The organism is Enterococcus durans, assembly GCF_002277935.1.
GTDB classification, from domain to species: Bacteria; Bacillota; Bacilli; order Lactobacillales; family Enterococcaceae; genus Enterococcus_B; species Enterococcus_B durans.
This window is the reverse complement of sequence record NZ_CP022930.1, coordinates 847829-873867: the sequence shown is the minus strand read 5'-3', so window position 1 is coordinate 873867 and position 26039 is coordinate 847829. Positions and strand designations below refer to the sequence as shown.

General features: G+C 38.9%; 24 protein-coding genes. 20 read left to right on the top strand and 4 right to left on the bottom strand.

All coding sequences use genetic code 11. The annotated features are described in order from the left end of the window. Positions 1-13 precede the first annotated feature (13 nt). From CJZ72_RS04240 to CJZ72_RS04160, 17 genes are all read left to right on the top strand, one after another. Entirely contained in the window at positions 14-904 is an 891-nt protein-coding gene (locus CJZ72_RS04240; RefSeq protein ID WP_081135025.1) for a YicC/YloC family endoribonuclease, read from the top strand. Between the two features lie 17 nt (positions 905-921). Next, positions 922-1206, top strand: coding sequence for a hypothetical protein (locus CJZ72_RS04235; protein ID WP_005875141.1), 285 nt, complete (start codon positions 922-924; stop codon positions 1204-1206). A 310-nt stretch (positions 1207-1516) separates the two neighbouring features. Further along, positions 1517-2131, top strand: coding sequence for a guanylate kinase (gmk, locus tag CJZ72_RS04230; protein ID WP_005875142.1), 615 nt, complete (start codon positions 1517-1519; stop codon positions 2129-2131). Positions 2132-2135: 4 nt separating this feature from the next. Next, positions 2136-2441, top strand: a complete 306-nt coding sequence (gene rpoZ / locus CJZ72_RS04225) for a DNA-directed RNA polymerase subunit omega (RefSeq protein WP_005875143.1) — start codon at positions 2136-2138, stop codon at positions 2439-2441. Between the two features lie 309 nt (positions 2442-2750). Then, entirely contained in the window at positions 2751-5159 is a 2409-nt protein-coding gene (gene priA / locus CJZ72_RS04220) for a primosomal protein N' (RefSeq protein WP_081135028.1), read from the top strand. A 13-nt stretch (positions 5160-5172) separates the two neighbouring features. Next, entirely contained in the window at positions 5173-5664 is a 492-nt protein-coding gene (gene def / locus CJZ72_RS04215; RefSeq protein WP_005875145.1) for a peptide deformylase, read from the top strand. Continuing rightward, entirely contained in the window at positions 5657-6598 is a 942-nt protein-coding gene (gene fmt / locus CJZ72_RS04210; RefSeq protein ID WP_081135031.1) for a methionyl-tRNA formyltransferase, read from the top strand. Before def ends, fmt begins: the two co-directional genes overlap by 8 nt. Next, entirely contained in the window at positions 6598-7956 is a 1359-nt protein-coding gene (gene rsmB / locus CJZ72_RS04205) for a 16S rRNA (cytosine(967)-C(5))-methyltransferase RsmB (protein ID WP_081135033.1), read from the top strand. Before fmt ends, rsmB begins: the two co-directional genes overlap by 1 nt. Before the next feature lie 12 nt (positions 7957-7968). After that, on the top strand, positions 7969-8709 hold the full coding sequence (locus CJZ72_RS04200) for a Stp1/IreP family PP2C-type Ser/Thr phosphatase (RefSeq protein WP_005875151.1): 741 nt from the start codon (positions 7969-7971) through the stop codon (positions 8707-8709). Continuing rightward, entirely contained in the window at positions 8706-10766 is a 2061-nt protein-coding gene (gene pknB, locus CJZ72_RS04195) for a Stk1 family PASTA domain-containing Ser/Thr kinase (RefSeq protein WP_081135036.1), read from the top strand. Before CJZ72_RS04200 ends, pknB begins: the two co-directional genes overlap by 4 nt. A gap of 312 nt (positions 10767-11078) precedes the next feature. Further along, positions 11079-11969, top strand: coding sequence for a ribosome small subunit-dependent GTPase A (rsgA, locus tag CJZ72_RS04190; RefSeq protein WP_081135038.1), 891 nt, complete (start codon positions 11079-11081; stop codon positions 11967-11969). Positions 11970-11981: 12 nt separating this feature from the next. Continuing rightward, a complete protein-coding gene (gene rpe, locus CJZ72_RS04185) occupies positions 11982-12632 on the top strand; it encodes a ribulose-phosphate 3-epimerase (RefSeq protein ID WP_081135041.1) in 651 nt (216 codons plus the stop codon). Between the two features lies 1 nt (position 12633). After that, positions 12634-13269 carry a thiamine diphosphokinase gene (locus CJZ72_RS04180; RefSeq protein ID WP_095443646.1) on the top strand — a complete coding sequence of 212 codons (636 nt, stop codon included), beginning with the start codon at positions 12634-12636 and terminating at the stop codon, positions 13267-13269. Positions 13270-13413: 144 nt separating this feature from the next. Beyond that, positions 13414-14268, top strand: a complete 855-nt coding sequence (mreC, locus tag CJZ72_RS04175) for a rod shape-determining protein MreC (RefSeq protein ID WP_005875161.1) — start codon at positions 13414-13416, stop codon at positions 14266-14268. A gap of 3 nt (positions 14269-14271) precedes the next feature. Beyond that, positions 14272-14781, top strand: a complete 510-nt coding sequence (gene mreD / locus CJZ72_RS04170; protein WP_005875162.1) for a rod shape-determining protein MreD — start codon at positions 14272-14274, stop codon at positions 14779-14781. 217 nt (positions 14782-14998) lie between these two features. Then, positions 14999-16519: a C40 family peptidase gene (locus CJZ72_RS04165; RefSeq protein ID WP_081135046.1), complete on the top strand. Its 1521-nt coding sequence runs from the start codon at positions 14999-15001 to the stop codon at positions 16517-16519. A 481-nt stretch (positions 16520-17000) separates the two neighbouring features. Further along, the gene (locus tag CJZ72_RS04160; protein ID WP_081135049.1) at positions 17001-17471 is read left to right on the top strand and encodes an NUDIX hydrolase; all 471 of its coding nucleotides are present in this window, start codon (positions 17001-17003) and stop codon (positions 17469-17471) included. A 508-nt stretch (positions 17472-17979) separates the two neighbouring features. On the opposite strand, the gene CJZ72_RS04155 is transcribed toward CJZ72_RS04160, so the two are convergent. Continuing rightward, on the bottom strand, positions 17980-19782 hold the full coding sequence (locus CJZ72_RS04155; RefSeq protein WP_081135053.1) for a M3 family oligoendopeptidase: 1803 nt from the start codon (positions 19780-19782) through the stop codon (positions 17980-17982). Positions 19783-19903: 121 nt separating this feature from the next. On the opposite strand from CJZ72_RS04155, the gene CJZ72_RS04150 reads away from it, so the two are divergent. Together CJZ72_RS04150 and CJZ72_RS04145 are read left to right on the top strand one after the other, a co-directional pair. Further along, positions 19904-20407 (top strand): VanZ family protein, encoded by a 504-nt coding sequence (locus CJZ72_RS04150; RefSeq protein WP_016177748.1) that lies wholly within the window; start codon positions 19904-19906, stop codon positions 20405-20407. A gap of 83 nt (positions 20408-20490) precedes the next feature. After that, the gene (locus CJZ72_RS04145; RefSeq protein ID WP_081135055.1) at positions 20491-21216 is read left to right on the top strand and encodes a YebC/PmpR family DNA-binding transcriptional regulator; all 726 of its coding nucleotides are present in this window, start codon (positions 20491-20493) and stop codon (positions 21214-21216) included. 256 nt (positions 21217-21472) lie between these two features. On the opposite strand, the gene CJZ72_RS04140 is transcribed toward CJZ72_RS04145, so the two are convergent. The 3 genes from CJZ72_RS04140 to CJZ72_RS04130 all read right to left on the bottom strand — a co-directional run bounded on the left by CJZ72_RS04140 (position 21473) and on the right by CJZ72_RS04130 (position 25117). Beyond that, entirely contained in the window at positions 21473-22039 is a 567-nt protein-coding gene (locus tag CJZ72_RS04140; RefSeq protein WP_232509781.1) for a hypothetical protein, read from the bottom strand. Between the two features lie 387 nt (positions 22040-22426). After that, a complete protein-coding gene (locus tag CJZ72_RS04135; protein WP_016177744.1) occupies positions 22427-23827 on the bottom strand; it encodes a L,D-transpeptidase family protein in 1401 nt (466 codons plus the stop codon). Positions 23828-24142: 315 nt separating this feature from the next. Further along, a complete protein-coding gene (locus CJZ72_RS04130) occupies positions 24143-25117 on the bottom strand; it encodes an L-lactate dehydrogenase (protein ID WP_005875171.1) in 975 nt (324 codons plus the stop codon). 350 nt (positions 25118-25467) lie between these two features. On the opposite strand from CJZ72_RS04130, the gene pth reads away from it, so the two are divergent. Next, a complete protein-coding gene (gene pth, locus CJZ72_RS04125; RefSeq protein ID WP_081135059.1) occupies positions 25468-26028 on the top strand; it encodes an aminoacyl-tRNA hydrolase in 561 nt (186 codons plus the stop codon). The last annotated feature ends 11 nt before the right edge of the window (positions 26029-26039 follow it).

Here is a 26039-nt window from a genome sequence, read left to right as displayed (position 1 = left end):
GGGACCCTGTCGAATGAAAAGTATGACTGGTTTTGGCAAAGCCGTCCGTGAAACGAAGAAATACCAAATCGAAATAGAAATCAAAAGTGTAAATCAACGTTTTTTAGACATTCAGATACGTAGCCCAAAAGTATTGAATTTTATTGAAAATGATATTCGACAATTGATCAAACAATATCTAAGTCGCGGCCGAGTAGAGGTTTTTATCAACCTTGCCTATGTAGGGAAAAACCAAAAGCAGCTTTTTATTGACTGGGATTTGATTGATGAACTTGTTTCAAAACTTAAAGGCGGATTTGAGCAACGGTACGGCGATCAGGCCCATCTGGAAATCGGTCGGCTGATCGAAAGATTGGCAATGAATGAAGATTTTGTAATGGTGGAAGAAAAAACAGAAGATGACCTGAATGAACTTTCTGAGTTGGTTATTGCTACGGCAACAGAGGCGCTTGCTGAGATCGAAAAAAGTCGTCAATCGGAAGGACTGGCACTTACTAGTGTATTGCAACAAAATAGTGAAGAGTTCAAACAGACACTTGCAAATCTGACTCGCTTTTTCTCATTGTATGAACAGGAATACCAAGAAAAATATCAAAAGAAATTGGAAGAGTTTCTCGGAACAGTTGTTGATGAGCAAAGATTATTGACAGAACTAGCCATCTTATTGGAACGAGGCGATATCCATGAAGAACTCGATCGCTTAGTGATCCACATCCAAAAGCTCGATAGTTTAGTTGCGGCAACATATCCGGTTGGAAGAGAGTTAGACTTCTTGATCCAAGAAATGAATCGTGAAGTCAATACCATCGGTTCGAAATCAAATGTGATCGAAATCAAGACGCAAGTGGTCCAATTAAAGACAACACTAGAAAAAATACGTGAGCAGATCCAAAACATCGAATAGTAAAGGGGAATACAAAAATGAAATATTACGACATTACATTCCACGAATTAAGTGGGAAAACGATCATCAAGAGAAACATCCCATCCGAAAAAGAAGGTTTTGCTGCTTGGGAAGATGCCTGCAGTAAAGTAACCGAAAATGAATTACAGCTTTTAGTGAATGACGGTACTTATGTGACGATGAATCGGAAATTTATCGTTCGGATCGATGCGGAAGAAGTCTCAGATCCAACGGAAAAAGCACTGTCCAGAAAAGATGAGATCATGGGCGTAGTGAATACACTATCGAACATGGGATTCTAGAAATACGAGATCATTTAATAATTGACATTGAGAGGTGGGGACAAAAGTGTTTCTTATTTTTGTCTCACTCTCGTTTTTTTATTCTTCTTTCTATGGAAAAATAGAGAGAAGAAGGCATGAATGATAATTGAAAGATAGAAAATAAGGTTAAAAGAACCTGAAAGATCCAGCGAATCATGAAGTAGTCCATTAGCGGTTTCTCATGCAAACGGTGCTTTTTTTTGCTATAATGAAAGATACCCTTGAAAGTTGTAGAAAAAAAGTGCAAAATAAACGTTAGTATAAAAAGACTAGTTGAAAGGACGTCGTCATGGCAGAGCGTGGATTATTAATCGTATTGTCTGGACCATCTGGTGTAGGAAAAGGCACAGTGCGAAAAGCAATTTTTGAGAGTGAGGATAATGATTTCCAATATTCGATTTCAATGACTACACGTAAGATGCGTGCAGGAGAAGTTGAAGGAGTCGATTATTACTTTAGAACCAGAGAAGAATTTGAAGCAATGATCGAAGCAGGCGAAATGTTAGAGTATGCGGAATATGTGGGAAATTATTATGGAACACCGCTGTCTTATGTGAATCAAACATTGGATGAGGGAAAAGATGTATTCTTAGAAATCGAAGTCCAAGGTGCCCAACAGGTCAAAGATAAAGTACCTGATGGTGTCTTTATTTTCTTAACACCGCCCGATTTAGCAGAATTGAAATCGCGAATCGTAGGTCGTGGAACAGATGCGGATGAAGTAATCGAAGAACGAATGAAAGTCGCAAGAGCAGAAATCGAAATGATGGCTCTTTATGACTACGCTGTGGTAAATGATGAAGTGCCCCTCGCAGTAGAACGAATCAAAGATATTATTGCAAGCGAACACTTTCGCGTTGAACGTGTTATCGGTAAATATAGAAAAATGTTAAAGGAGATGTAGTCTTATGATGTTAAAACCTTCAATCGACTCATTATTAGATCGTGTTAATTCAAAATATTCTCTAGTTATTTTGGCAAGCAAACGTGCACACGAATTAGATGCTCAAGTACAACCCACAATGGATTCTTTTGAATCTGTAAAAAGTGTGGGTCAAGCACTAGAAGAAATCGAAGCAGGAAATGTGATCAATGATCCACATCCTGAATTAAAACGTGAACGTTTAAGAATGGAAGACGAAGAACGCAAAGCACAAAAAGATCGTGAACAACAAGAATTAGAATCACGTATCCGTGAAGAACAAAATCTATAAAAGCTAGCTATTTTTAGAAATAAAGAATAACTAGCGAAAGCAGTTCGAACAACCAATTGCATAAGCCGAAATTTCCGAAATTTGATTCTCAAATTTTTGTGGAATTTCGGCTTATTTTTCTCATACCCTGAGTCAAAATCTAGCAAAAAAGGTGGAGATCCAGCATTTATTCGCTTTTCGTTTATACTACTGCCGTTAATTTTTTTTTAGGATTTGCTAGAAAGTAAGACAAACACAGAAATCTCTAGTAAAATAAGCAAGAGCCATTTTGTCTATTTTAGACAAAATCAAAAAAGGAGGAAGGAACCTATGACAGTAACTGCTGAAGTTATCGTTGATGTACCAACGATGCAAACCGATCAACCATTCACTTATCAGGTTCCTTCTGAACTTGAAGAAGCTATCCAAATCGGTATGCGCGTGGAAGTGCCCTTTGGTAATGGGAATCGTCATGTCCAAGGTTTTGTGATGACGGTAAAAAAAATGGATAGGACCAACACGCAAGAATTAAAAAAAATCATCCAGATCCTAGACTTAGCGCCGGTTGTGAATGAAGAATTACTCTTACTCGCGGATTACATGAAGACGATTACGTATGCATTCAAGATCACTTGTTTGCAAACGATGCTTCCAAGTGTCATGAAAGCGGAGTATGAAAAGCAAATTTATCCGCTGGTCGCACAAAAAGACGTCTTGGATCTTTTTAATGGGCGAGAAGAGATTTCTTGGAAAGAAGCAACTGAACAAGGTATCTTGTCGCAATTGATCCGCTGGCGTCAAGAAAAACTAGTGGATATCAACTATGAAGTCCACACAAAAAACAAAGTGAAAACGATCCGAATGGTCCACTCTGATTTAACGAATGAACAAATCGACAGCGAATGGGGGAAATTGAGACAAAATGCGAAGAAACAAAAAGAATTGTTGCTTTGCTTGGCGGAACAAACACAACCAGAAACGGTTTCTTATTTCAAAGAAAGAGGGATCAGCACAGCTGTTTTGAACCAAGGAAACGAAAAGGGCTGGTTGCACTTTGAAGAAGTGGAGAGCTACCGTGATCCTTACAAACATCGTACCTTTGATCAGACAACTGCTTTAAAACTGAATGAGGAACAACAATATGCGGTGGATCGGATCATTGACGCAGGCAAAAGCACGAGTAGCCCAACTTTTCTGTTAGAAGGCATTACTGGGAGTGGTAAAACAGAAGTGTACTTGCAGGCAATCGCTGAAGTCTTGTCTCAAAAGAAAACCGCAATCATGCTTGTGCCTGAGATCGCATTGACCCCACAGATGGTCGAACGCTTCAAGGGACGGTTTGGTGAATCTGTTGCTGTTTTGCATAGCGGGCTTTCTCAAGGAGAGAAATATGATGAATGGCGTAAGATTGAACGAAATGAAGCACAAGTCGTAGTAGGTGCCCGTTCGGCTATATTTGCTCCGTTAGAAAATATTGGATTGATCATTATCGATGAAGAACATGAATCCAGTTATAAGCAAGACGAGACTCCACGTTACCATGCGAGAGATCTAGCAATCTGGAGAGGAAATTACCATCATTGCCCAGTTGTGCTAGGAAGTGCAACGCCTTCTCTAGAATCACGTGCTCGTGCACAAAAAGGGGTATATGAATTGTTGCGGTTGAATCAACGCGCAAAATCATCTGCGCAATTACCATCGATCGAAATCGTCGATATGCGAAAAGAGATGCAAAAAAATCATGTATCGACATTCTCTAGTCAATTACAAGAAAAAATACAAGATCGATTGGCTAAAAAAGAACAAACAGTGTTATTACTGAACCGTCGCGGTTACTCCTCCTTTGTGATGTGCCGTGATTGTGGGTTTGTCTTACCTTGTCCCAACTGTGATATCTCATTGACTTTGCATATGGACACTCATTCGATGCGTTGCCATTATTGTGGCCATGAAGAACCGATCCCGCACCGTTGTCCAAATTGTGGTGGCAATAAGATCCGTTACTATGGAACAGGGACGCAGAAAGTAGAAGAAGAGCTACAAGGACTTTACCCTCATGCCCGTATTTTGCGAATGGATGTAGATACAACAAGGAAAAAAGGGGCACACGAACGAATTCTGCAAAAATTTGGACAGAAGGAAGCAGACATTTTGTTGGGAACGCAGATGATTGCGAAAGGATTAGACTTTCCCGATGTGACGTTAGTAGGTGTACTCAATGCCGACACTTCACTCAATCTTCCAGATTTCCGTTCAAGTGAACACACTTTTCAGTTGTTGACACAGGTTTCTGGTCGAGCAGGTCGAGCAGAAAAAGCGGGTGAAGTGATTATCCAAACGTTCAATCCGCAACATTATGCCATCGAGTTAGCAAAAGAACAAAATTATGAACGATTTTATCAGCAAGAAATGAATGTGCGGCATCGCAGTGGGTATCCTCCTTACTACTTTACGGTGAAGATCACGACGAGCCACCAAGAAGAGCAAGTGGCAGCAAAAAAAATATTTGAGATCTTCAACCAGTTGAAACAGACATTAGGACCGAAAAGTTTATTGCTAGGCCCAGTACCAAGCACGGTTTCCCGTGTGAAAAACCGCTATTACTATCAATTGATCATTAAGTACAAACACGAACCTAATTTGGAAAATGTGTTAAACCAAATTTTGAATCAAAGCCAAAAAGAACAACGTCAAGGATTATTTGTTGCAATCGATAATGAACCACTACATTTTATTTAAGAGAGGTACAGACATGCGCTATCCTATATTGATCCACCCCAACGATAAATTGAAACGAGTAGCTCAGCCAATCGATGTCATCACAGATGAAACGGTTGCACTATTAGATAATCTTTATGAAACGATGGTCGCCAATGATGGTATCGGTATTGCCGCACCCCAAGTAGGAAAAAACAAACGAATTGCGGTTGTTGAAGTCGATGAAGGAGATAAGTTTGAACTGATCAACCCAGAAATCATCGAAGCAAAAGGTGAAAGTATCGATGTGGAAGGCTGTTTAAGCATTCCACATGTATATGGAACAGTCAAACGTGCTGATGAAGTGACTGTACGCTATTATGATCGTGAAGGCGAAGAAATCGAAGTGACTGCTTTTGGTTACTTAGCACGCGCTTTTCAGCATGAGATCGATCATTTAGATGGTGTACTGTTTGTAGAGAAAATGATCGAACAAATACCAGAAGCAGAATTAGAAGATTATATGGAGGAGCATCTGAATGACTAAACTAGTATTTATGGGTACCCCTGCTTTTTCAGTACCGATCCTTGAAGGATTATTAGCAGAAGGATATGAAGTGGTAGCGGTAGTGACCCAACCAGACAGACCAGTGGGGCGAAAAAAAATAATCACGCCATCCCCGGTCAAAGAAGCAGCTGTGAAACATGGACTGCCTGTTCTTCAACCAGAAAAAATCTCCGGCTCAGCGGAAATGGAAGAAATCATTGCTTTGCGACCAGATGCCATCATTACTGCTGCATTTGGCCAATTCTTACCAGAAAAATTATTGCAAGCACCTATATTTGGCGCTATCAATGTCCATGCCTCATTATTGCCTAAATATCGAGGAGGAGCACCTGTACATTACTCGATTATAAATGGGGAGAAAGAAACAGGTGTCACGATCATGGAAATGATCAAAAAAATGGATGCTGGCGGCATCTATGCCCAAGAAAGTTTGCCAATCACAAAACAAGATGATGTCGGCACGATGTTTGAAAAACTTAGTGTTTTAGGGAAAACATTATTGTTAAAAACGTTGCCTGATATTTTAAACGGCACAATAAAGCCGCAGCCTCAAGATGAAGCGAATGTAACTTTTTCACCAAACATTACGCGCGAACAAGAAGCCATTGACTGGAATAAAACAGCGGAAGAAGTGGATAATCAAGTACGAGGCATGCGTCCTTGGCCAGTTGCATTCACGACCTATGAAGGTACACGTTGGAAGCTTTTATCTGTGGAAGTGCTTGATGAGACAACAACTGAAGCACCTGGAACGATCATCCAAAAAGACAAAAAAAATCTTTGGATCGCTTGTGGTGGAGGAACAGTTTTGGCTATCAAGGAGTTACAGCCAGCAGGTAAAGGAAAACAAGCAATTGCTGAATTCTTGAATGGTAGCGGACAGCATGTAGAGATTGGACAGCAGGTGAAATAATGGCAAAGATACCTAAAAAAATGAAAAAATCAGTACGTTACATGGCGCTGATAACACTTGAAAGAGTCAATAAAGGCGGCGCTTATTCCAACTTGCTGCTGAATGAAATGATCAAACAGAGCGACTTGAACTCGAAAGATATCGGCCTTTTTACAGAGCTGGTCTATGGGACTATCAGTCGCCAACGTTTATTAGAATTTTATGTTGCACCTTTTATTGCCAAAGCAAAGAAAGTGGATGACTGGGTCAAGACGTTGCTTTATTTATCTGTCTATCAATTGGAATTTTTAGATAAAGTACCTGCCCACGCCATTTTTAATGAGGCAGTAGAAATCGCTAAGACGAAAGGCAATCCTGGTACGGGAAAATTCGTCAATGGAGTCTTACGAAGCTACCAACGACAAGGAAAACCAGATGTTGAAGCAATCAAAGACCCTGTTGAGCGTTTAGCGACAATGATCAGTTTGCCACTATGGCTGACGAAACGATTGATTAAACAAGTGGGTTATGAGGAAACAGAAAAATTGGGGCATTCTTTGTACCAGCCTAGTCATGCGAGTGGCCGTGTGGATACGAGAAGATATGCAAGGGATCAAGCTATCTTGACGTTACAAGCAGAAGATATCTCTGCTATAGCAAGTATCGTCAGCCCTTACGGAGTAGTTGCTGAAAAAGGGCATCTGGCATCTAGCTCGCTGTTTCACGATGGCGTCATGACGATCCAAGATGAGAGCTCTATGTTGGTTGCTCCAGCAATGCAAATCGAGCCCGAACATCATGTTTTAGATGCCTGTGCAGCACCTGGCGGGAAAACAACGCATATTGCTACCTTTTTAGATCCGACTTGTGGCGGAGAAGTGACTGCTCTTGATGTCCACGAACATAAAGTAAAATTGATTGAGGAAAATGCTGAACGCTTAGGAGTATCATCTGCGGTGTATGCACAGACAATGGATGCGAGAGAAGTTAAAGAGCAGTTTTCTTCACAAGAATTTGATCGTATTTTAGTAGATGCTCCTTGTTCAGGTCTTGGTTTACTTAGAAGGAAACCCGATATCCGCTACAAAAAAAATGCCAAAGATCTAGCCAATCTTCCGAAAATCCAATTAGAGATTTTGGAAAGTTGTGCAACTGTGTTAAAATCTTCTGGAATATTGACATATAGTACATGCACCATCCTGAAAGAAGAAAACCAAGAAGTAATTGCCGCTTTTCTAGAACGGCATCCAGATTTTGAAAAGATTGATGTTTTAATTGATCCTGTGCTACAATCATCAGTCGAAGATAAAATGTTGACCTTATATCCACATCAATTCTATACAGATGGGTTTTTCATTTGTTGTTTGCGTAAAAAGTAATGAGGTGAAAGAATGCAGATTGAATATCAATCAGATGTAGGAAGACGACGTAATACGAATCAAGACTATGCTAGTGTGTTCACGAATCAAGAAGGAATCAAACTAGCGATATTAGCTGACGGAATGGGCGGCCATCGTGCGGGAGATATTGCCAGTCAGATGGCTGTGCTGAACTTAGGAAATGCTTGGGAAGAACAAGATTTAACGGATGACGAAAAAATCGCTCAGTGGTTCATCCAAGCAATCCAAGAAGAAAATGCACTTATCTATCAAAGAGGACAAGAACAACCTGAGTACAATGGAATGGGAACCACTATAGTGGCTGCAGCTTTATCTGAAGAACGATTTACGATTGCACATGTTGGCGATAGCCGTGCGTATCTCATTCGTGACGGCAAGATCATTCAGCTGACAGAAGACCACTCTTTGGTGAATGAACTCGTAAAATCTGGGGAAATCAGTGAAGAAATGGCTGTTAATCACCCTCGAAAAAATATTTTGACTCGCTCGGTTGGTATGCCAGGAACGGTAGAAGTTGATGTTTCGACATATATTTGGCAATTGAAAGATCGTCTTTTATTGTGTTCAGATGGTTTGACCAATATGTTGTCGGAAGAAATGATCGAGACGATCGTTAATCAAGAAGGAACATTGTCTGATAAAGTGACGGAACTTATCAATCAAGCAAATGAAGCAGGCGGAGCAGATAATATCACCGTTCTTCTAATCGAATTTAAGGAGGACGCAGCATGATCGAACTAGGTAAAAAACTGAACGGTCGATATCAAATCACTGGAAATATCGGTAGCGGAGGCATGGCAAATGTCTTTTTAGCTCATGATTTGATCTTGGACCGTGACGTAGCAGTAAAAGTATTACGATTCGATTTTCAAAATGACCAAACAGCTATTCGCCGCTTTCAGCGTGAAGCACTAGCTGCGACAGAATTGGTCCATCCGAATATCGTCAGCGTCTATGATGTAGGCGAAGAGGACGATATGCAGTACTTGGTGATGGAATATGTGAAGGGAATGGATCTAAAAAGATATATCCAGACACATTATCCTGTTCCATATGAAACAGTAGTCAACATCATGCAGCAGATTTTATCAGCGATTTCTTTAGCACACAGTCATCAAATCATCCATCGAGATCTAAAGCCACAAAATGTATTGATCGATAATGAAGGTGTCGTGAAGATTACCGACTTTGGGATTGCGATTGCTTTATCTGAAACATCGATCACGCAAACGAATACGATGCTTGGATCGGTTCATTATTTATCTCCTGAACAGGCGAGAGGAAGCATGGCCACTAAGCAGTCAGATATTTACGCGTTAGGGATCATTCTTTATGAATTACTGACAGGTAGCGTTCCATTTGATGGTGAGTCCGCGGTAACGATCGCGTTGAAACATTTTCAAGATGAATTGCCATCGATCAAAGCTTTAGATCCTGCAATACCGCAAGCTTTAGAAAATGTGGTGTTGAAGGCGACGGCTAAAGAACCAGCAGATCGCTATAAGACAGCAGAAGAAATGTCAGATGATCTTGCGACAGCATTATCACCGGCACGTGCAAATGAACCAAAATGGCAACCACAAGTCATGGATAACGAAACGAAAATACTCACACCATTGACAGAAGATACACCAATGCCAGAGTCATTCAAATCCATGCCGCTACCAAAAGAAAAAACAGAGGAGCAACCTTCCGTTCCAGAAGATGAAGCTCTTCCAGATGTAAAAACAAAAAAACGAAAAAAATGGTGGATCATTCTACTCGTGATTTTAGCTTTACTAGGGATCGGTACAAGTATTTTCTTTGCTTCAGGCGGACGAGGGGAAGTTGTCATTCCTGACGTTTCTGGATTATCGGAAGCTTCCGCAAGAGAAACATTGACGAAAGCCAAATTAGTAGCAGCTACCAAGACAGAAGAGATCGCTGATGACAAGATCGAAGAAGGCGACATAGTCAAAACAGATCCTGCAGCAGGAACAACGGTCAAACAAAACCGAGAAGTAACTCTTTACGTAAGTAGCGGGAAGAAAAAAATCAAATTAGATGATTATACCGGTATGAGCTACGATGAGGCAAAAGAAAAGCTGACAAAACTTGGTTTTTCTTCTAGTTCGATTGAAAAAGAAGAAGAATTCAGCGATGAAGTCGATAGTGGAGAGATTATTTCTCAAACGCCAGATAAAGGCTCAGAAGTAGATCCAGAATCAGATACGATTTCGTTTAAGGTAAGTAAAGGGCCAGAAACAGTGTCGCTACGCAGCTATGTAGGTGAGCCTTATGAATCTGCCTTCAATTCACTTCTTGCAACAGGTTTTATTGCTAGCAATATAGGTACTAGTTATGAGCCTAGTGATACTGTGCCAAGTGGTGCAATTATCAGTCAAACACCAGAATCGGGTGAAGTCGTACCAGGACAAACGTATATTAGTTTTAGGGTCAGTCAAGGACCTGATACAAAGACGTTGGATGATATTTCAGGCTATACGAAAAGCGATGCACAAAGCTATTTAGCAGGGATTGGTGCAGAGTATATCGGACATGAAACGTATGAATATTCTCCTACAGTGGAAAAGGACAAAGTGATTCGGACTGTTCCTGGTGTAGGGGCGAAAGTCGCTAAGGGAACAATTGTCAATGTGGTATATTCAAAAGGACCTGATCCTGCATCTTCAAGTTCTAAAGAAGAATCATCTGACAGTAGTTCAAGCAGTTCAAGTAGCTCAAGTTCAAGTAGTTCAAGTTCATCAACGGAAAATAGTACAAGCAGTAGTGAAACTAGCGATAGTTAGAGCCATCTGCAAAAGAGCGTGGGACAAAAGTAAGAAACACTTTTGTCTCATTCTTTAAAAACGAATAAACGGTGGGAGCAGAAGCAACTCCTTCGGAAATAAGCCGAAATTCACAAAAATTTGAAAAGCAATTTTCGTGAATTCCTTCTTATTTCTCGGAGTTAAACACTTCTGTCCCAACCTCAATCTAGTTTTAGAGGCTGAGACATCTCCATATCTCAGCCTCTTTCTAATTTACTGAAGTTTATCAGAGGAACCCCACATGATTTTTCTTTCCTGTGGTAAAATAAGGAAAAATGGAGGTGGCATAACATCAAAGGACAAATCAGAAAAGCAATCAGCGGATTCTACTATGTCTATGCTGACGGTGAAACCTATCAAACAAGGGGAAGAGGGAATTTTCGTAATCGGAAGATCACCCCATTAGTTGGCGACCAAGTGATATTTGAAAGTGAAAACAAAACAGATGGGTATTTACTAGAAGTAATGCCTCGTAAAAATCAATTGGTGCGCCCCCCAGTAACCAATGTTGATCTAGGTATCGTTGTCACTAGTTTAGTTGAACCTAATTTTTCTTATAATTTATTGGATCGTTTTTTAGTGTTGTTGGAATATGAGTCAATTGAGCCCGTCATTTATCTAACTAAAACAGACTTGTCGCCCAAGGATCCTAAAATTGCTGAAATCAAGCGAGTCTACGAAAAAATCGGGTATCCGGTGATTGTGCCAAAACACCCAAATGACACAGCTGAATTGGTGCGTTATTTCCCAGAACGGCTATCTGTTTTTATGGGACAATCTGGTGCCGGAAAATCAACATTGCTAAATCAGATTTCGCCAGAATTGAATTTGGAAACTGGTGAGATCTCTGACTCATTAGGTCGAGGAAAGCATACGACAAGGCATGTAGAACTTTTGCCTTTATATGATGGTCTCGTAGCGGATACACCAGGATTCAGTTCAATCGATTTTTTGACCATTGAAGCGACGGAACTACCGAAACAATTTCCTGAGTTTGTAGAAGCAGCGCACCATTGTCGTTTTAGAGAATGTATGCATGCCAAAGAACCAGGGTGTGAAGTCAAGAAACGTGTAGAATCAGGCGAGATTGCGCAAACACGCTATGATGATTATTTGCAGTTCTTGCAAGAAGTAGAAAATCGTAAACCAATGTATTCAAAAAAAGAAGGTAAACGAAAATAGGAGGAAATCTTGATGAAAATAGCACCATCTATCTTAAGCGCGGACTTTGCTAATTTACAAAGGGATATCGAACTAGTTGAAAAAGGAGGAGCAGATTATATCCATGTGGATGTCATGGATGGACAATTTGTCCCTAATATCACATTTGGACCGAATATCGTTCAAGCGATTCGTCCAATCACAAAATTGCCATTAGATGTCCATTTGATGATCGTTGATCCGGAAAATTATATCCCGGCATTTGCTAAAGCAGGTGCAGACATCATCACAGTGCATGTCGAAGCAACACATCATATCCATCGTGCCTTGCAAATGACGAAGGACCTAGGAGTCAAAGCAGGCGTGGTCATCAATCCAGGAACACCTGTATCAATGATCAAACACGTTTTATCCATTGCAGACCAAGTTTTAGTTATGACGGTGAACCCAGGTTTTGGCGGACAAAGCTTTATTGAGGAAACGGTAGAGAAGATTACGGAGTTAGCCGAGTTACGCCAACAAAACGATTGGCATTATACCATTGAAGTTGATGGTGGGATCGTACCAGAAACGGCTAAGATCTGCCGAGATGCAGGTGCGGAGATTTTTGTTGCAGGTTCATATGTGTATAATTCTGAAAATCCAGTAGGACAAATCGAGCAATTAAAAGAGGCGTTGAAATAAGATGGACATCTTGTTGGTAGCAGGAGGATCACCTAAAGAGTGGCCAGCATTGAAAGAAAAATATGACCAGTATATTGGGATTGATCGAGGCGCTCTTTATCTTATCCAACATGATTTTCCTTTGGATCTTGCAATCGGCGATTTTGATTCGTTGGATCCTCAAGAAAAAAAGCATGTAAAGAAGGCGGCCGTAGAACTGATCCAAGCTCCTGCGGAAAAGGATGATACAGATACGCAATTAGGTTTGTCGAAAACGCTGATGCTCTACCCTGAGGCAACGATCACGCTGATTGGGGCAACTGGCGGTCGGATCGATCATTTGTTAGCCAATCTCTGGTTGCCTTTAGAGCCACGTTTCAAGTCCCATGCGCAACAATTGATCATAAGCGACCGGCAAAATCATCTGACTTTTTATTTGCCAGGTGAGCACAGCATTACACAACTTCCTGAAATGAAATATCTTGCATACTGTTGTTTGACACCTGTTACGCAGTTAGCAATCAGAAAGAGCAAGTATGAGTTGGAACCGACCGATGTTTTACAGCCGACTTCCTATGCCAGTAATGAATTCATCTCAGATACGGCTGAATTCTCCTTTTTAGAGGGAGTTGTAGCAGTTATTCAAAGTAGAGATTGAGGCTAGTTCAAGTCGCTGTGATTGGAAAAATGACAGGGTAAATTAATTGCTAAAAAAAAGCTTAAGAGAGGTGTCTTACCTTTTGTTTCGCCTCGATTAGTGATAAAATTGAGCGTAAGAGTCTAATTAATTCGAGGTGTCTTTGTGAAGAAGTTCAATCCTAATAAAAATATTATAATTACCTTAGTTATTGTTATCATTGTTGTAACGATAATAAGTGTGACCGCTGCCCAACGAGCGAATGAAGGAAAGCCTAATTTCTTCCAGTCCGTCGTGAATGACAGTGTATCATTCGTTGATCGTGCAATCTCAGCGCCCGTAAGATGGGTGGAAAATGGGGTTGATTCTGTCCATAACCTGTTTACTACTTATTCTGAAAATGAGCGTCTTAAAGAAAAGATCGACAGTTATGACGAAGTAGCACTAAAAAACAAAAATTACCAAAAGGAAATCGAAGCACTGAAAAAAGAACTTGAATTGAACCAAACATTGGCTAGCTACGAAAAAGTAACAGCAAATGTCATTACACGTTCACCGGATACTTGGCAAGATATGTTGATCGTTGATAAAGGATCAAAAGATGGTATTGAAGTCGATATGGCGGTCATGTCCCAAAAAGGACTGATCGGTCGTGTGATCGAAGTGAACAATGCTTCTTCTAAAATTGAGTTGCTGACTTCATCCAATGAAAGCTCTAATCATTTTCCAGTACGTGTCTCTTCTTCTAGTGGCGAGGCGTTTGGGTTGTTGAAGAATTATGATGAAAAGACACAAGCTTTAGTAGTCACTCAGCTGACTGGCGATACAAATATCAAAGAAGGTGACGTAGTACAGACTTCTGGACTAGGCGGAAACTCACCAGCAGATCTGCCAATTGGTACAGTGGTCAAAACGAAACCGGACAGTTTTGGATTGGATCGAGAAGTATACGTTAAACCTTATGCCGGTATGTATGATATATCAGTGGTGACGATCGTACAAAGGCTAGTGGAGGAATAACCGATGCTAAAAAAAGAGACAATGAAATACTACCTGCCTATCGTATTGTTCCTATTGATGTTGATTGATGGGCATTTGACACGAATGTTCGTTGAGTGGTCAAAAGGGGATTATATGGCTAGTGCGCATTTTCTGATTTTAGCTTTATTGTTTTGCAGCCAAAAATTCCCGAAACGCTATCTACTGATCACGACGATCATCATAGGAGCCATATTTGATGCGTATTATATAGGGGTGATCGGGATCTATGCAGTTGCTCTCCCTTTAATGGTATTTATCATGTATGGAATGAGTTCGGCGATCCACTTCAATATCTTTACAGAATTTTTTAGTACGATCATCTTTGTTACCAGCTATGAATTGTTTACTTTAGCTGTCCAATTGATCTTTAAATTAGTTTCTGTAAATAACACCTATTTTATCACGAGATACTTAGGACCGACTTTATTGTTGAATATGATCATTTTTGCTATCTTTGTTTTTCCTTTTAAGAAATTATTCAGTGATGAATAATTTCTTTTTTTATATTTGATTTTTGAAATATTCTGATATTTTTTAAGATAACACTTGTAACTTACAGTTTTGTCATGTTAATAGTTTATTTTGAAATGTTTTTGTAACATAACTATTATCTCCTTGACATACTGCTATGGTACAATTTTGTTATCGTTAAGAAAGACTTAAATATATTTAGATATTTATTAAATTAAGCCAGTCGGAGGAATGAAGAGTGAAAAAAAGTTTAATATCAGCAGTAATGCTAAGTTCAATCGCTTTAACTGCCGTAGGATCACCGATCGCTGCCGCGGCGGACGATTTTGATTCACAGATACAACAACAAGATCAAAAAATTGCGGATTTACAAAATCAACAAGCAAGTGCACAATCACAAATCGAAGCATTAGAAGGACAAGTTTCTTCTATTAACGCAAAAGCACAAGATCTATTAACTAAACAAGACACATTACGTAAAGAATCTTCTCAATTAGAAAAAGAAATTGCAGATTTACAAGAACGTATTGAAAAACGTGAAGCAACAATCCAAAAACAAGCACGTGAAACACAAGTTAAAAACACAAGTTCAAACTACATCGACGCTGTATTGAATGCAGATTCATTAGCTGATGCTGTTGGTCGTATCCAAGCGATGACATCTATCGTCAAAGCGAACCAAGACTTAGTAGACCAACAAAAACAAGATAAACAAGCTGTAGAAGATAAAAAAGCTGAAAATGAAGCAAAACAAAAAGAATTATCAGCAAACCAAGCTACTTTAGAATCACAAAAAGGTGATCTATTAGCTAAACAAGCTGATTTAAATGTATTGAAAACTTCATTAGCTGCTGAACAAGCAACTGCAGAAGATAAAAAAGCTGACTTGAACCGTAAGAAAGCAGAAGCTGAAGCAGAGCAAGCACGTATCCGTGAACAAGCTCGTTTAGCAGAACAAGCGCGTCAACAAGCTGCACAAGAAAAAGCTGAAAAAGAAGCACGTGAACAAGCCGCTGCACAAGCTGCACAATCACAAGCTGCATCTTCTGCTTCAACAACTGAAAATTCATCAACTGTTCAATCTTCAACAACTGAAAGCTCATCATCCTCTGCACAATCTTCAAGCTCAAGTGCAGTAGTGACTCCTGGGTCTTCATCAACAACTGAAGAATCAACAGTTCCAGAATCTTCAACAGAAAGTTCATCAACTGAATCTTCTACTACTGATTCATCAGTAACAGAAAGTACAACAGTTCCTGAATCTTCAACACAAGAAACAACACCAGCTACGCCAGCTACACCTTCAACACCATCAACACCTGGCAATGGCGGTACAACAAATAACAATAATAACCAAGGTACTATTGTTACACCTCCTACAACACCATCAACACCTTCTGGTAGTGTAAATGGTTCTGCTATCGTAGCAGAAGCTTACAAATACATCGGTGTTCCTTATGTTTGGGGCGGTAAAGATCCAAGCGGTTTTGACTGTTCTGGTTTCACAAGCTATGTTTACAAACAAGTAACTGGCCGTGACATCGGTGGTTGGACAGTTCCTCAAGAAAATGCTGGAGCTAAAATCTCAGTTTCTCAAGCAAAAGCTGGAGACTTACTATTCTGGGGTTCACCTGGTGGAACTTACCACGTAGCAATTGCTTTAGGTGGCGGACAATACATCCACGCACCTCAACCAGGTGAAAGTGTTAAAGTTGGCTCAGTTCAATGGTTTGCACCTGATTTTGCAGTAAGTATGTAAGAATTGATAAAGAGTTAGTCTATGAAAATAGATTAACTCTTTTTTTGTTGTGGATTTTATATATCAAAAAGCGCATGAAATAAAGGTGCTGATTTATCTCATGCTCTAAGTTTAAAACAACGATAGCAATAGAAGAAATCTCTTTGAAAAGATAAGTCATACTCTTAAAGATTACAGATGTTTTTTAATAGTTGTTTCTTATCTCTAGGGAGTCACTAGTGCTAAGCTTGTTTGAAAGGGTCTTTCCTTTGCTGACTGATTTTCCTTAGAAACTGTCAAACGTTAATCTGCAGGTTGATACGTTAGGTCAGTACGCCACTACTCCAAAATGATGAAATTGACTCAAGTATAAAATTGAGATAGAATGTGGACCAATAGAAACTGTCAAAGAAAGCATATGTGAAAAACTGTTTGAAATAAAAATAATGTTTTAGCCAACTGGTATGACTAGAATTATTAACATGAATTGGAGGTGTAATGTGTGGAAACTAGAGATATTTCGTATACATTAAATGGCGTTACAATCAAGGTGAGAAGTTGTGGTTTTCTGATAAATGACGAGATGATATTGGTGCATAAAAAGAAATACGACGATTTTTATGCGTTGGTTGGTGGCAATGTAAAACTAGGGGAGAGTACTGAGGAAGCGATTCATAGAGAATTTGGCGAAGAATTAAATATTTCAATAGAAATAAAACAATTGATTTGGGTAGTTGAGAACTTTTACACATACGATAGTAAGAAAGTCCACGAATTTATGTTTGTATATCTTATTGATACCAATAATGAATTACCTACTGAAACTTTTGAGATGAATTCAAACATATTCTCGTGGTTTTCAAAATCAGAATTAAGCAAAGTTACTTTAAAACCTAATTTTCTAAACCATACTGATGACTTGATTCCAAATTCTACAATGCATATCATCAACGTCGATTCAAATAATGAGTGATAGCATAAAAATGAGGGAACTTTCGGAATGACGGGGATCTTTGTTTCTTGATTCTTTGTTAGATAGTGCTATTTTGAATTAAATCATGAAAAGGTCGAGACAAAAATCATTTAGGTTTGAGAAATTGGAGAGAAAAATGAGCAATACGCTTTTTGTATTGCTCGTTTTTTTGAGATTTTCGAAAAAACTGACTTTTGGATGCCGTTTATTCGAGAATCTGTAGCAAAACTGATTTTTAGATTTGTCCCGCATTCTTTTTTATAAAAAAGATATTTAGCATTGCTTGTGGGACAAAAGTAAAAAATACTTCTGTCCCAACCTCAATGCTAAATATCATAGACTCAATACGTTTATCTCATATTCTACGTTTAAAATAGTGATAAGATTAGCAGGGAACTCTTCGGAAAAATAAGTGGCATTCTTAAAGAGTCCGTTCGGATTTTTTTGAAAGTTCTTTCTTGTTCTTAGAGATTTACTAGTGCTAATCTGGTTTCAAGTGATAAAGTCCTTATTTTGTAAACTCTTCTGATAGGTCCATAAATTCTTGGATATCTTCTAGGACCATATCGATTCCTGCTTGCCAGAAATCTGGTTTTGTTAGATCGACATCTAAATGTTTTTGTGCTAGTTCTTCTGTCGTCATAGAAGCAGTATCACGTAGCAAGTTGATGTACTCTTGTTCAAAACTTGTTCCTTTTTTATTTGCATAGGCATAGATACCTAAACTAAATAAGTAACCAAAAGTATAAGGGAAGTTGTAGAAAGGTACGTCATCAATGAAGAAATGTAATTTAGCTGCCCAGAAATAAGGATGATAAGTAGCTAATGCATCTTGATAGCCTTCTTTTTGTGCTTCCACCATCATTTTTGTGATTTCATCTTCTGAAACTAATCCAGCTTGACGGGCAGTATAGAAGTGATTTTCAAAAATGAAGCGAGAATGGATATTCATGAACATAGCTAGGGCATTTTGCAATTTCGTATCAAGCAGATTGATTTTTTCTTCTTTTGTTTTCGCTGCTTTTAAAGTTGCGTCAGCTACGATCAATTCAGCAAAGGTACTAGCTGTTTCAGCAACGTTCATTGCATAATCGCGATTCAACGTTGGTAGATCCCACATCACGCTGCTGTGGAAAGCATGGCCTAATTCATGTGCCAGTGTTGAAACTTCATTGATTGAATTACTGTAAGTCATAAAGATTCTAGATTCTTGTGTTTCAGGAAGTTCCGTACAGTATCCTCCTGGGCGCTTGCCGGGACGATCCTCTGCTTCGATCCAACTCTTTTCAAAAGCTGATTTAGCAAAAACGGCCATCTTAGGACTGAATTTTTCAAAGTTTTCAATGATGAATGCAGCTGCTTCGTCAAAAGAAAAAGTTTTTTCCTCTAGATCACCCAAAATGATTGGAGCATCTTGGTCTTGCCATTCCATTTTTTCTTTACCGAAAAGGTTCGCTTTTCTTGTTAGATAGTCCGCAAGTGGTTGTTTGTTCTTTTCAATTGTTGCCCACATCACATCAAGTGTTTCTTTTTTCAGGCGATTGTACTCCAATGGTTTTTGTAAGTAATCCGTCATATCATGAAATTTGTAAGTCGATAAGCGGAAGCCGTCTAAATGGTTCAAAGTATCTGTTAGTAATGGTGCTTTTTCCTGCCAAGCTTCTTCCCATGCGATGAATAATTTTTCGCGGACAAGAGGATCAGGATCACCCATCATTTTGTTAAAGGCTTGTCCAGCAGATAATTGTGTTATCTTGCCATCTTCTTCAAATGGGATCACAACTGTTCCAACGATTGTATCGTAATGGCTGCTCCAAGCATTCAAGCCGTCTAATGAGAGTGTATTGATGATTGTTTCTTCAGATTCAGAAAGTAAACGATCGCCATCTCTTCTAATTTCGTTCATTCGAAAGGCAATAGGAGCAATTTCAGCTGATTGTAGCAATTCTTGCCAGTTATTGTCAGATATTTCTGCAAATTTATTCGATAAAATAGTTTCAGCAGATTGCCAACGAGGTAAAAATGAGTATAATTTTGCTGATAAGATTTTTGCTTTAGAATCTTTGACATTTGCAGATAGTAAAGCGGTGATGTAGCTATTACATTGAGAAAAACCATTTGTCACAGTCTCTTGCAATTTTAATAGTGCCACTAATCCATTGTTAGAATTTGCGGAAAAATGCCATTGGCTGGTTTGTGTGTAAAATTCTTGGATCTGTGCTTCTAGTTGTTCCAATCGTGCGTTTAGTGCCTCGGAATCGCTGCCTCCAGCAAAAATCGAGTCTAAATCCCAGTTTAGTGAATAAGTCATGAAAAAACTCCCTTCGTTTTATAATACAATCATTAGTATATCATTATTTTACTGTTTAAGTCTTTAGAAAAAAATTGTTGTTTGTAAAAAAAAGAGCTATGATAAATGACAGAGGTGACTTATGAATTCAATCAAAAAGCAAATGAAGAATGGCAACTTTTATCTAGTGATTGCACTGTTGATCGTGCTTGTCCTGTTTTATAGCTCCTCACAGACTTATGGACAGCAGTCACAAGTTTCAAGAATCGATGAATGGTTGCCAAATCAACCGTTTAAAGCTGCATGGAGTGGGATAAGCTTTACTTACGGTGGAAGTATCGTTAGCATCGATCATTTAGGCTACAGCAAATTTGTTGAGTTTTTTATTCGCAAGGGGGCACACTTTGGCACGTATTTTATTTTAGGTGGTAGTTTGTTTTTAGGTGTATATCCTAAATTGAAGTTATGGGGATTGACTGCTATTTTAGCTTGGCTTTCAGCAACCGGCTATGCAGGTCTAGATGAATTCCATCAAATGATTACTGGTGGCCGTTCGCCAATGTTCCAAGATGTGATGCTTGATTCTATGGGAGCCTTAACTGCAATTGTGATCTGTCTTGTTATTGGCTTTTTTAGGAAAAAATAAGCAGAACTTGTGGCTTAGACTTTGAATTTGCAGGGAGAAAGACTAGAATAAGAGTACATGACTAGTAAGAAGGAGGAGTCAACATGTCAGGACATAGTAAATGGCATAATATCCAAGGAAGAAAGAATGCCCAAGATGCGAAGCGAGGAAAAATATTCCAAAAAATTTCTCGAGAAATTTATATGGCAGCTAAAGCAGGTGGACCTGACCCGGCGATGAATCCAGCTTTACGTTTAGTTGTGGACAAGGCGAAAGCCGCAAACATGCCGAATGACAACGTCGATCGGGCCATTAAAAAAGCAACAACTACCGCTGATGAAGCGAATTATGATGAAGTGACATATGAAGGCTATGGGCCGGGTGGCGTAGCGATTTTAGTCCATGCTTTGACGGATAATCGAAACCGAACAGCGACAAATGTGCGAGTAGCTTTCACCCGTAATGGTGGTTCATTGGGAGAAACAGGCTCTGTGGGCTATTTATTCGATCGTAAGGGGTATCTTGCTATTGAACGCGCCGGACTGACGATTGACGAAGATGCTATGTTAGAGAAGGTCTTGGAAGTTGGTGGAGAGGATTTGCAGATCTCACCAGAAGTTTTTGAGATTTATACAGCGCCTGAAGATTTTGCCAGTGTACGAGATCAACTAGAAGAAACATTTACGCTTGCACAGGCAGAACTAACAATGATTCCTAAAACTACAGTTGTTTTGAGTGAAGAACAACGTCAAAAGTTAGAGAATCTAATTGAAAAATTAGAGGATGACGATGATGTGTCTGAGGTGTTTACTTCTGTTGAAGATGAATAAAAAGCGATGAAGCGTTAGCTGTAATCAGTATTTCTTTAATAGTTAGAGGATGGGATAGAAGTGTTTAACTCCGAGAAATAAGAAGAAATTAACTGAAATTGCTTTTCAAATTTTTATGAATTTCGGCTTATTTAAGAAGGAGTTGCTTCTGCTCCCACCGTTTATTCGTTTTTAGGGAATGAGACAAAAGTGTTTCTTACTTTTGTCTCATTCTCTTTTTGTGGTTTTGAATCATGGTCATCTTTGGTAATGTCTATCAACGGCCGGATCTAGCGGGCTGAGCGTTGCGTTTTACTTGGGGGTATTTTGCAGCAATTTTACGAGCAGTTTTGACTTGGGCTACTCCACTATGTAATTCTTTTGTTTTCTTATCCAGTATGTTGCTTGCTCCAGAGATATCTTCTTTCATTTGGTTTATTTCTTTTTTTAAGGTTTTGGCCACTTTTTCAAGATGTAGAATTGATTTGTCAGCTATTTTAATTTCGGTTGATAAGGCTTCAATCATAAGTTGGTTTGAATGTAGATTTTTTTCTTTTAAATGAAGTTCCTTTGTCAAAGTGTTATAAGGGCCTTTAAATAATTTATGTAAAAAACTTTTTTCTCTTTTTGCTATTTTTTCTTTGATCGTTTGAATATCTTCTTTTGTAGTCGCTACTTTTTCCTGAAGTTTTTCCTTGTCGCTAATTTTTTCTTTTCTAGAATCTTGAGAACCTTCTAATTGTTTACTGATTTGATGTAGCTCATTTTCTTTTGTAGTGAGGTCATCTGAAATTTTATATACCTCAGCCTTATAGCGATCGATATCTGGTTTTTCATTTTTCATGTAATTTTTTATAGGTTCTCCAGCGATAAGTTCCTTAAGACTTTTTTAGTTGGTTGCTTCACTTACGCCTTCCTTTCGTAAATTTGCTTTGTTTTGTTTCCTACTGCTTTTTTGTTCCACCATAGTTACATCCTCCTAATAATATAGTTACAGAGTAACATGGTTTGAATAGAGTGAAGTTCCATAAATTTCTGGTTGGAAAATTTTTTGTACCTACAACGTATTTAATAAGTGATCCGCTGCAAAAATGAGAAGAGGTACGGTTATTTTTCATCCAAAGAATAATAAAGCCAAAAAAAGCCACGTAACACAGATTCTGTGACGTGACTTTAGGAATTAAACTTTATTTTTTTCTATCGTCAAACTGCTAAACTAAAAGCAAGTTGTTTAGAAGATCACGACAGGGGTGCCTTTTTCCACCATGCCAAATAGTTGACTCATAACATTTGGTGGTGTGTTGATACAGCCGTGAGATCCGCGGGTTTTCCATAGTTCTCCACCATAGGCAGGTTGCCAATCGGAATCGTGGATTCCTACACCAGTCCAATCTACGGGCATCCAATAACTTACTGGACTAGCGTAAGGGGTGCCATCGTCATTCGTTCCTTTTAGTGTAGCATTTTCTTCTTTATTCCAAACATAGAAGACCCCGGTTGGCGTAGGTGTGATTGGCTTACCGGAAACGATATCAGTTTCAAGAGCAACTTTTCCATCTTTGTAGTACCACATATGTTGGTTCTGTAAATCAACTTCGATATATGTGGTATCAACTAACTTATGGTCAGCCGTCGTACTTCCTTGAACAAGTGGTGAGCGAGTGAAATCTTTCCCAGCTAAAATTGCTTTTTCAAGAGCTTCAGTTTCAGCATCAGTTGTGATCGTCCAACTATAGGTTCCAGCTGGTACAGTCACTTCACCACGTTTTGTACTTTTGAACTTCGTATCATTGGTGCTTGTGTTATATTTTGTTCCTAAATCTGTTACATATTGTCTGACTTGAGCTGTATCAAGACCGATTTTCCCATCTGTATAAGTCAACCAACTAGCGATGTCAGTAGTTGGGATCTGGAACGTGTCACCGTTAATCGTATAGGTTCCTTTGACAGCAGCGATTTTATTCATCGCATTTAGCTGATCCGCCAAGCTTTGGTCTTTAGCCGTTACTTTTGGCTTTGCATGGAAATCGGCTAAATTGATTTCATTTTTTCCAGTATTCACAGCATTTTTGACTTCTTTGACAGCAGCTTCTACATCGATTGTGTCACCGTTGACTTCCGGTTTGATCGTGAACGTATCACCTGATTTTTCGATCGTCGCGTCCTGAGTAGGTTTGCGGTCTTTATTTAAGTTCGTCAATTCAGAAGTTAACTGTTCGATCGTTGCATCTAATTTTTGGTGATTTGTATCTAATGGATCGATTTCTTGATTGTCAGCAGCGGAGACATAAGTCATTCCCCAAGACCAAGCATTTTGTTTTTCTAAAAGAGGCGTCAACTCAGAAGAAAAGTCATCTTTGTAGCCGAGTTCTGATTTTGCAACTTCTTGCCAAACTTTGCCATTCTCTTCAATAGCAAGCTTTTTATTAGAATAAGAATCCTTCAATTTATCATTTGCTTCGTCAACAGTAAGATTACTTACGTTGATCGAATTGATCTCAGTATTAGGCAAAAAATGTTTTGTATAATATGTACTGCGATAGGTATAAAAGCTGATCAATACGAGGATCACACCGAGAGCAGACAATAAGCCAATGTGCGTTGATTTTTTACGATGAGAAGATCTTGTCATGGTGACAACTCCTTATTTTTTTAATTTAGGGTGTAACGAGCTAATCATAGCATATTTTACATGAAAAGACGAAGGGAAGAGATGATTTAGTGGAAATTTAATGAAGTATTGCTGTAAAAAAATAGAGCGTGGGACAAAACTAAAAATCAGTTTTGCCACAGACTCTAACTCCGAATAAACGGTGGGAGCAGAAGCAACTCCTTCGGAAATAAGCCGAAATTCACAAAAATTTGAAAAGCAATTTTCGTTCATTTCTTCTTATTTCTCGGAGTTAAACACTTCTGTCCCAACCTCATTTCTATTATTTATTTAAAATTATTCAGCGTCTAATTTTGAGAAAGCTTCGTCCAAGATTTCTTTTAATTGTTTAGCTGAAGCAGCCATACGGTCTTGTTCGCTGTCGCTTAGAGGGATTTCGATAACTTTTTGGATACCTTGACGGTTGATAACGGCAGGAGCACCAATGTAGATATCGTTCAATCCATATTCACCGTTCATAAATACTGACAATGGAAGAACAGCATTTTCATCATCAAGGATAGCACGAGTGATACGAGCTAATGCTACTGCGATACCGTAGAAAGTAGCACCTTTCTTCTCAATGATTGTGTAAGCAGCATCACGTACTCCGAAGAATAAGTTGACCATTGCTTCTTCATCAACGTCTGGATTGTTTTTAACCCATTCATAAATTTGTAAACCAGCAACGTTGGCATGTGACCAAACTGGGAATTCAGAATCTCCGTGTTCACCTAAGATATAAGCATGGACGTTACGTGCATCAACGTCAACTAATTCAGCAAGTGCTTGACGGAAGCGAGCTGAGTCAAGTGAAGTACCAGAACCGATAACGCGTTCTTTAGGGAAACCTGAGAATTTCCAAGTTGAGTAAGTTAAAATATCTACTGGGTTAGCAGCAACTAAGAAAATACCATTGAAACCTGATTCAACGATTTGTGTTACTACGTCACGGTTGATTTTTAAGTTTTTGTTTACTAAATCTAAACGAGTTTCGCCTGGTTTTTGAGGCGCACCAGCTGTGATAACAACTAAGTCAGCATCGTGTGCATCTGCATAAGTTGCAGAGTAGATTTTTTTAGGTGAAGTAAATGCTAATGCGTGTGATAGATCAATTGCATCTCCTTCAGTTTTTGCTGTGTTGATATCTACGATACCAACTTCTTGTGCGATATTTTGAGTAACTAATGCAAAAGCATAGCTAGAACCTACGGCACCGTCTCCGACAAGAATTACTTTTTGATGATCTTTTTTTTCTGCAGCTGCAGTCATTGTATATCAATCCTTCCATTGATTTTGTCTTTTCCCATGACTATGCTAACATTTCTCAAGCCTGCTGTCACGCTATTTGGCTACAAAATATAACAGATAACACAGTTGTATTATATGTAAAAGCTTACATGTGCGTTATTTCACTATTTTCTGAAAGTAATGATTTCATTAAACTTTGAAGAGTTTTTTAATTATTTTATCATTTTTTAAGGATTCTCTTTTAGTTGAAACACGGTTATATGTGTTATACTATAGTAGAAAGTAAAAAATAGAAAATTGCGTCAAGGACTGGATTGCTTTATTTGCGCTCCAGCCTTTTGTGTTGCTTTTTAGATTAGGTGGAATGAACAATGAAAATGATCGTTGGGCTTGGAAACCCTGGAACGAAATATGAACAAACAAAACATAATATTGGCTTCATGGTCGTTGATCGTATGGCGAAAGAACATCAAGCAATGTTTAAAAAAAATACATTTGAAGCAGAGGTCGCTGAATTTTTCTACAATGGCGAAAAAATCCTTTTAGTCAAACCACAAACATTTATGAATGAGTCAGGACGTGCTGTAGGGCCGTTGATGACTTATTTTGGCATCTATCCAGAAGAATTAGTCGTTGTGTACGATGATTTGGATCTTGCACTTGGAAAAATCAGATTGCGTCAAAAAGGAAGTGCTGGTGGTCATAATGGCATAAAAAGCATCATCTCGCATTTGAATACGAATGTATTTGATCGGATCAAAGTTGGGATCGGTAGACCTGAAGGAAAGAAAACCGTGGTGCAACATGTGTTGAGTCCATTTAGTAAAGAGGCACAGCCTTTGATCGAAGCAAGTATTGATCAATCCGTTAAAGCGTTAGAATTCATGCTTGAAGGACATACGTTTATCGATACGATGAATCAATTCAATTAAGGAAGGAGAAA

Bases quoted from the DNA above. Each gene is read 5' to 3' on its own strand.
- rpoZ (WP_005875143.1), top strand. From the start codon at position 2,136: ATGATGTTAAAACCTTCAATCGACTCATTATTAGATCGTGTTAATTCA.
- rsmB (WP_081135033.1), top strand. From the start codon at position 6,598: ATGGCAAAGATACCTAAAAAAATGAAAAAATCAGTACGTTACATGGCG.
- CJZ72_RS04240 (WP_081135025.1), top strand. From the start codon at position 14: ATGAAAAGTATGACTGGTTTTGGCAAAGCCGTCCGTGAAACGAAGAAA.
- pknB (WP_081135036.1), top strand. From the start codon at position 8,706: ATGATCGAACTAGGTAAAAAACTGAACGGTCGATATCAAATCACTGGA.
- CJZ72_RS04200 (WP_005875151.1), top strand. From the start codon at position 7,969: ATGCAGATTGAATATCAATCAGATGTAGGAAGACGACGTAATACGAAT.
- CJZ72_RS04140 (WP_232509781.1), bottom strand. From the start codon at position 22,039: ATGAAAAATGAAAAACCAGATATCGATCGCTATAAGGCTGAGGTATAT.
- rpe (WP_081135041.1), top strand. From the start codon at position 11,982: ATGAAAATAGCACCATCTATCTTAAGCGCGGACTTTGCTAATTTACAA.
- fmt (WP_081135031.1), top strand. From the start codon at position 5,657: ATGACTAAACTAGTATTTATGGGTACCCCTGCTTTTTCAGTACCGATC.
- CJZ72_RS04180 (WP_095443646.1), top strand. From the start codon at position 12,634: ATGGACATCTTGTTGGTAGCAGGAGGATCACCTAAAGAGTGGCCAGCA.
- CJZ72_RS04150 (WP_016177748.1), top strand. From the start codon at position 19,904: ATGAATTCAATCAAAAAGCAAATGAAGAATGGCAACTTTTATCTAGTG.
- CJZ72_RS04130 (WP_005875171.1), bottom strand. From the start codon at position 25,117: ATGACTGCAGCTGCAGAAAAAAAAGATCATCAAAAAGTAATTCTTGTC.
- CJZ72_RS04145 (WP_081135055.1), top strand. From the start codon at position 20,491: ATGTCAGGACATAGTAAATGGCATAATATCCAAGGAAGAAAGAATGCC.
- CJZ72_RS04135 (WP_016177744.1), bottom strand. From the start codon at position 23,827: ATGACAAGATCTTCTCATCGTAAAAAATCAACGCACATTGGCTTATTG.
- mreD (WP_005875162.1), top strand. From the start codon at position 14,272: ATGCTAAAAAAAGAGACAATGAAATACTACCTGCCTATCGTATTGTTC.
- pth (WP_081135059.1), top strand. From the start codon at position 25,468: ATGAAAATGATCGTTGGGCTTGGAAACCCTGGAACGAAATATGAACAA.
- CJZ72_RS04235 (WP_005875141.1), top strand. From the start codon at position 922: ATGAAATATTACGACATTACATTCCACGAATTAAGTGGGAAAACGATC.
- def (WP_005875145.1), top strand. From the start codon at position 5,173: ATGCGCTATCCTATATTGATCCACCCCAACGATAAATTGAAACGAGTA.
- priA (WP_081135028.1), top strand. From the start codon at position 2,751: ATGACAGTAACTGCTGAAGTTATCGTTGATGTACCAACGATGCAAACC.
- gmk (WP_005875142.1), top strand. From the start codon at position 1,517: ATGGCAGAGCGTGGATTATTAATCGTATTGTCTGGACCATCTGGTGTA.
- CJZ72_RS04155 (WP_081135053.1), bottom strand. From the start codon at position 19,782: ATGACTTATTCACTAAACTGGGATTTAGACTCGATTTTTGCTGGAGGC.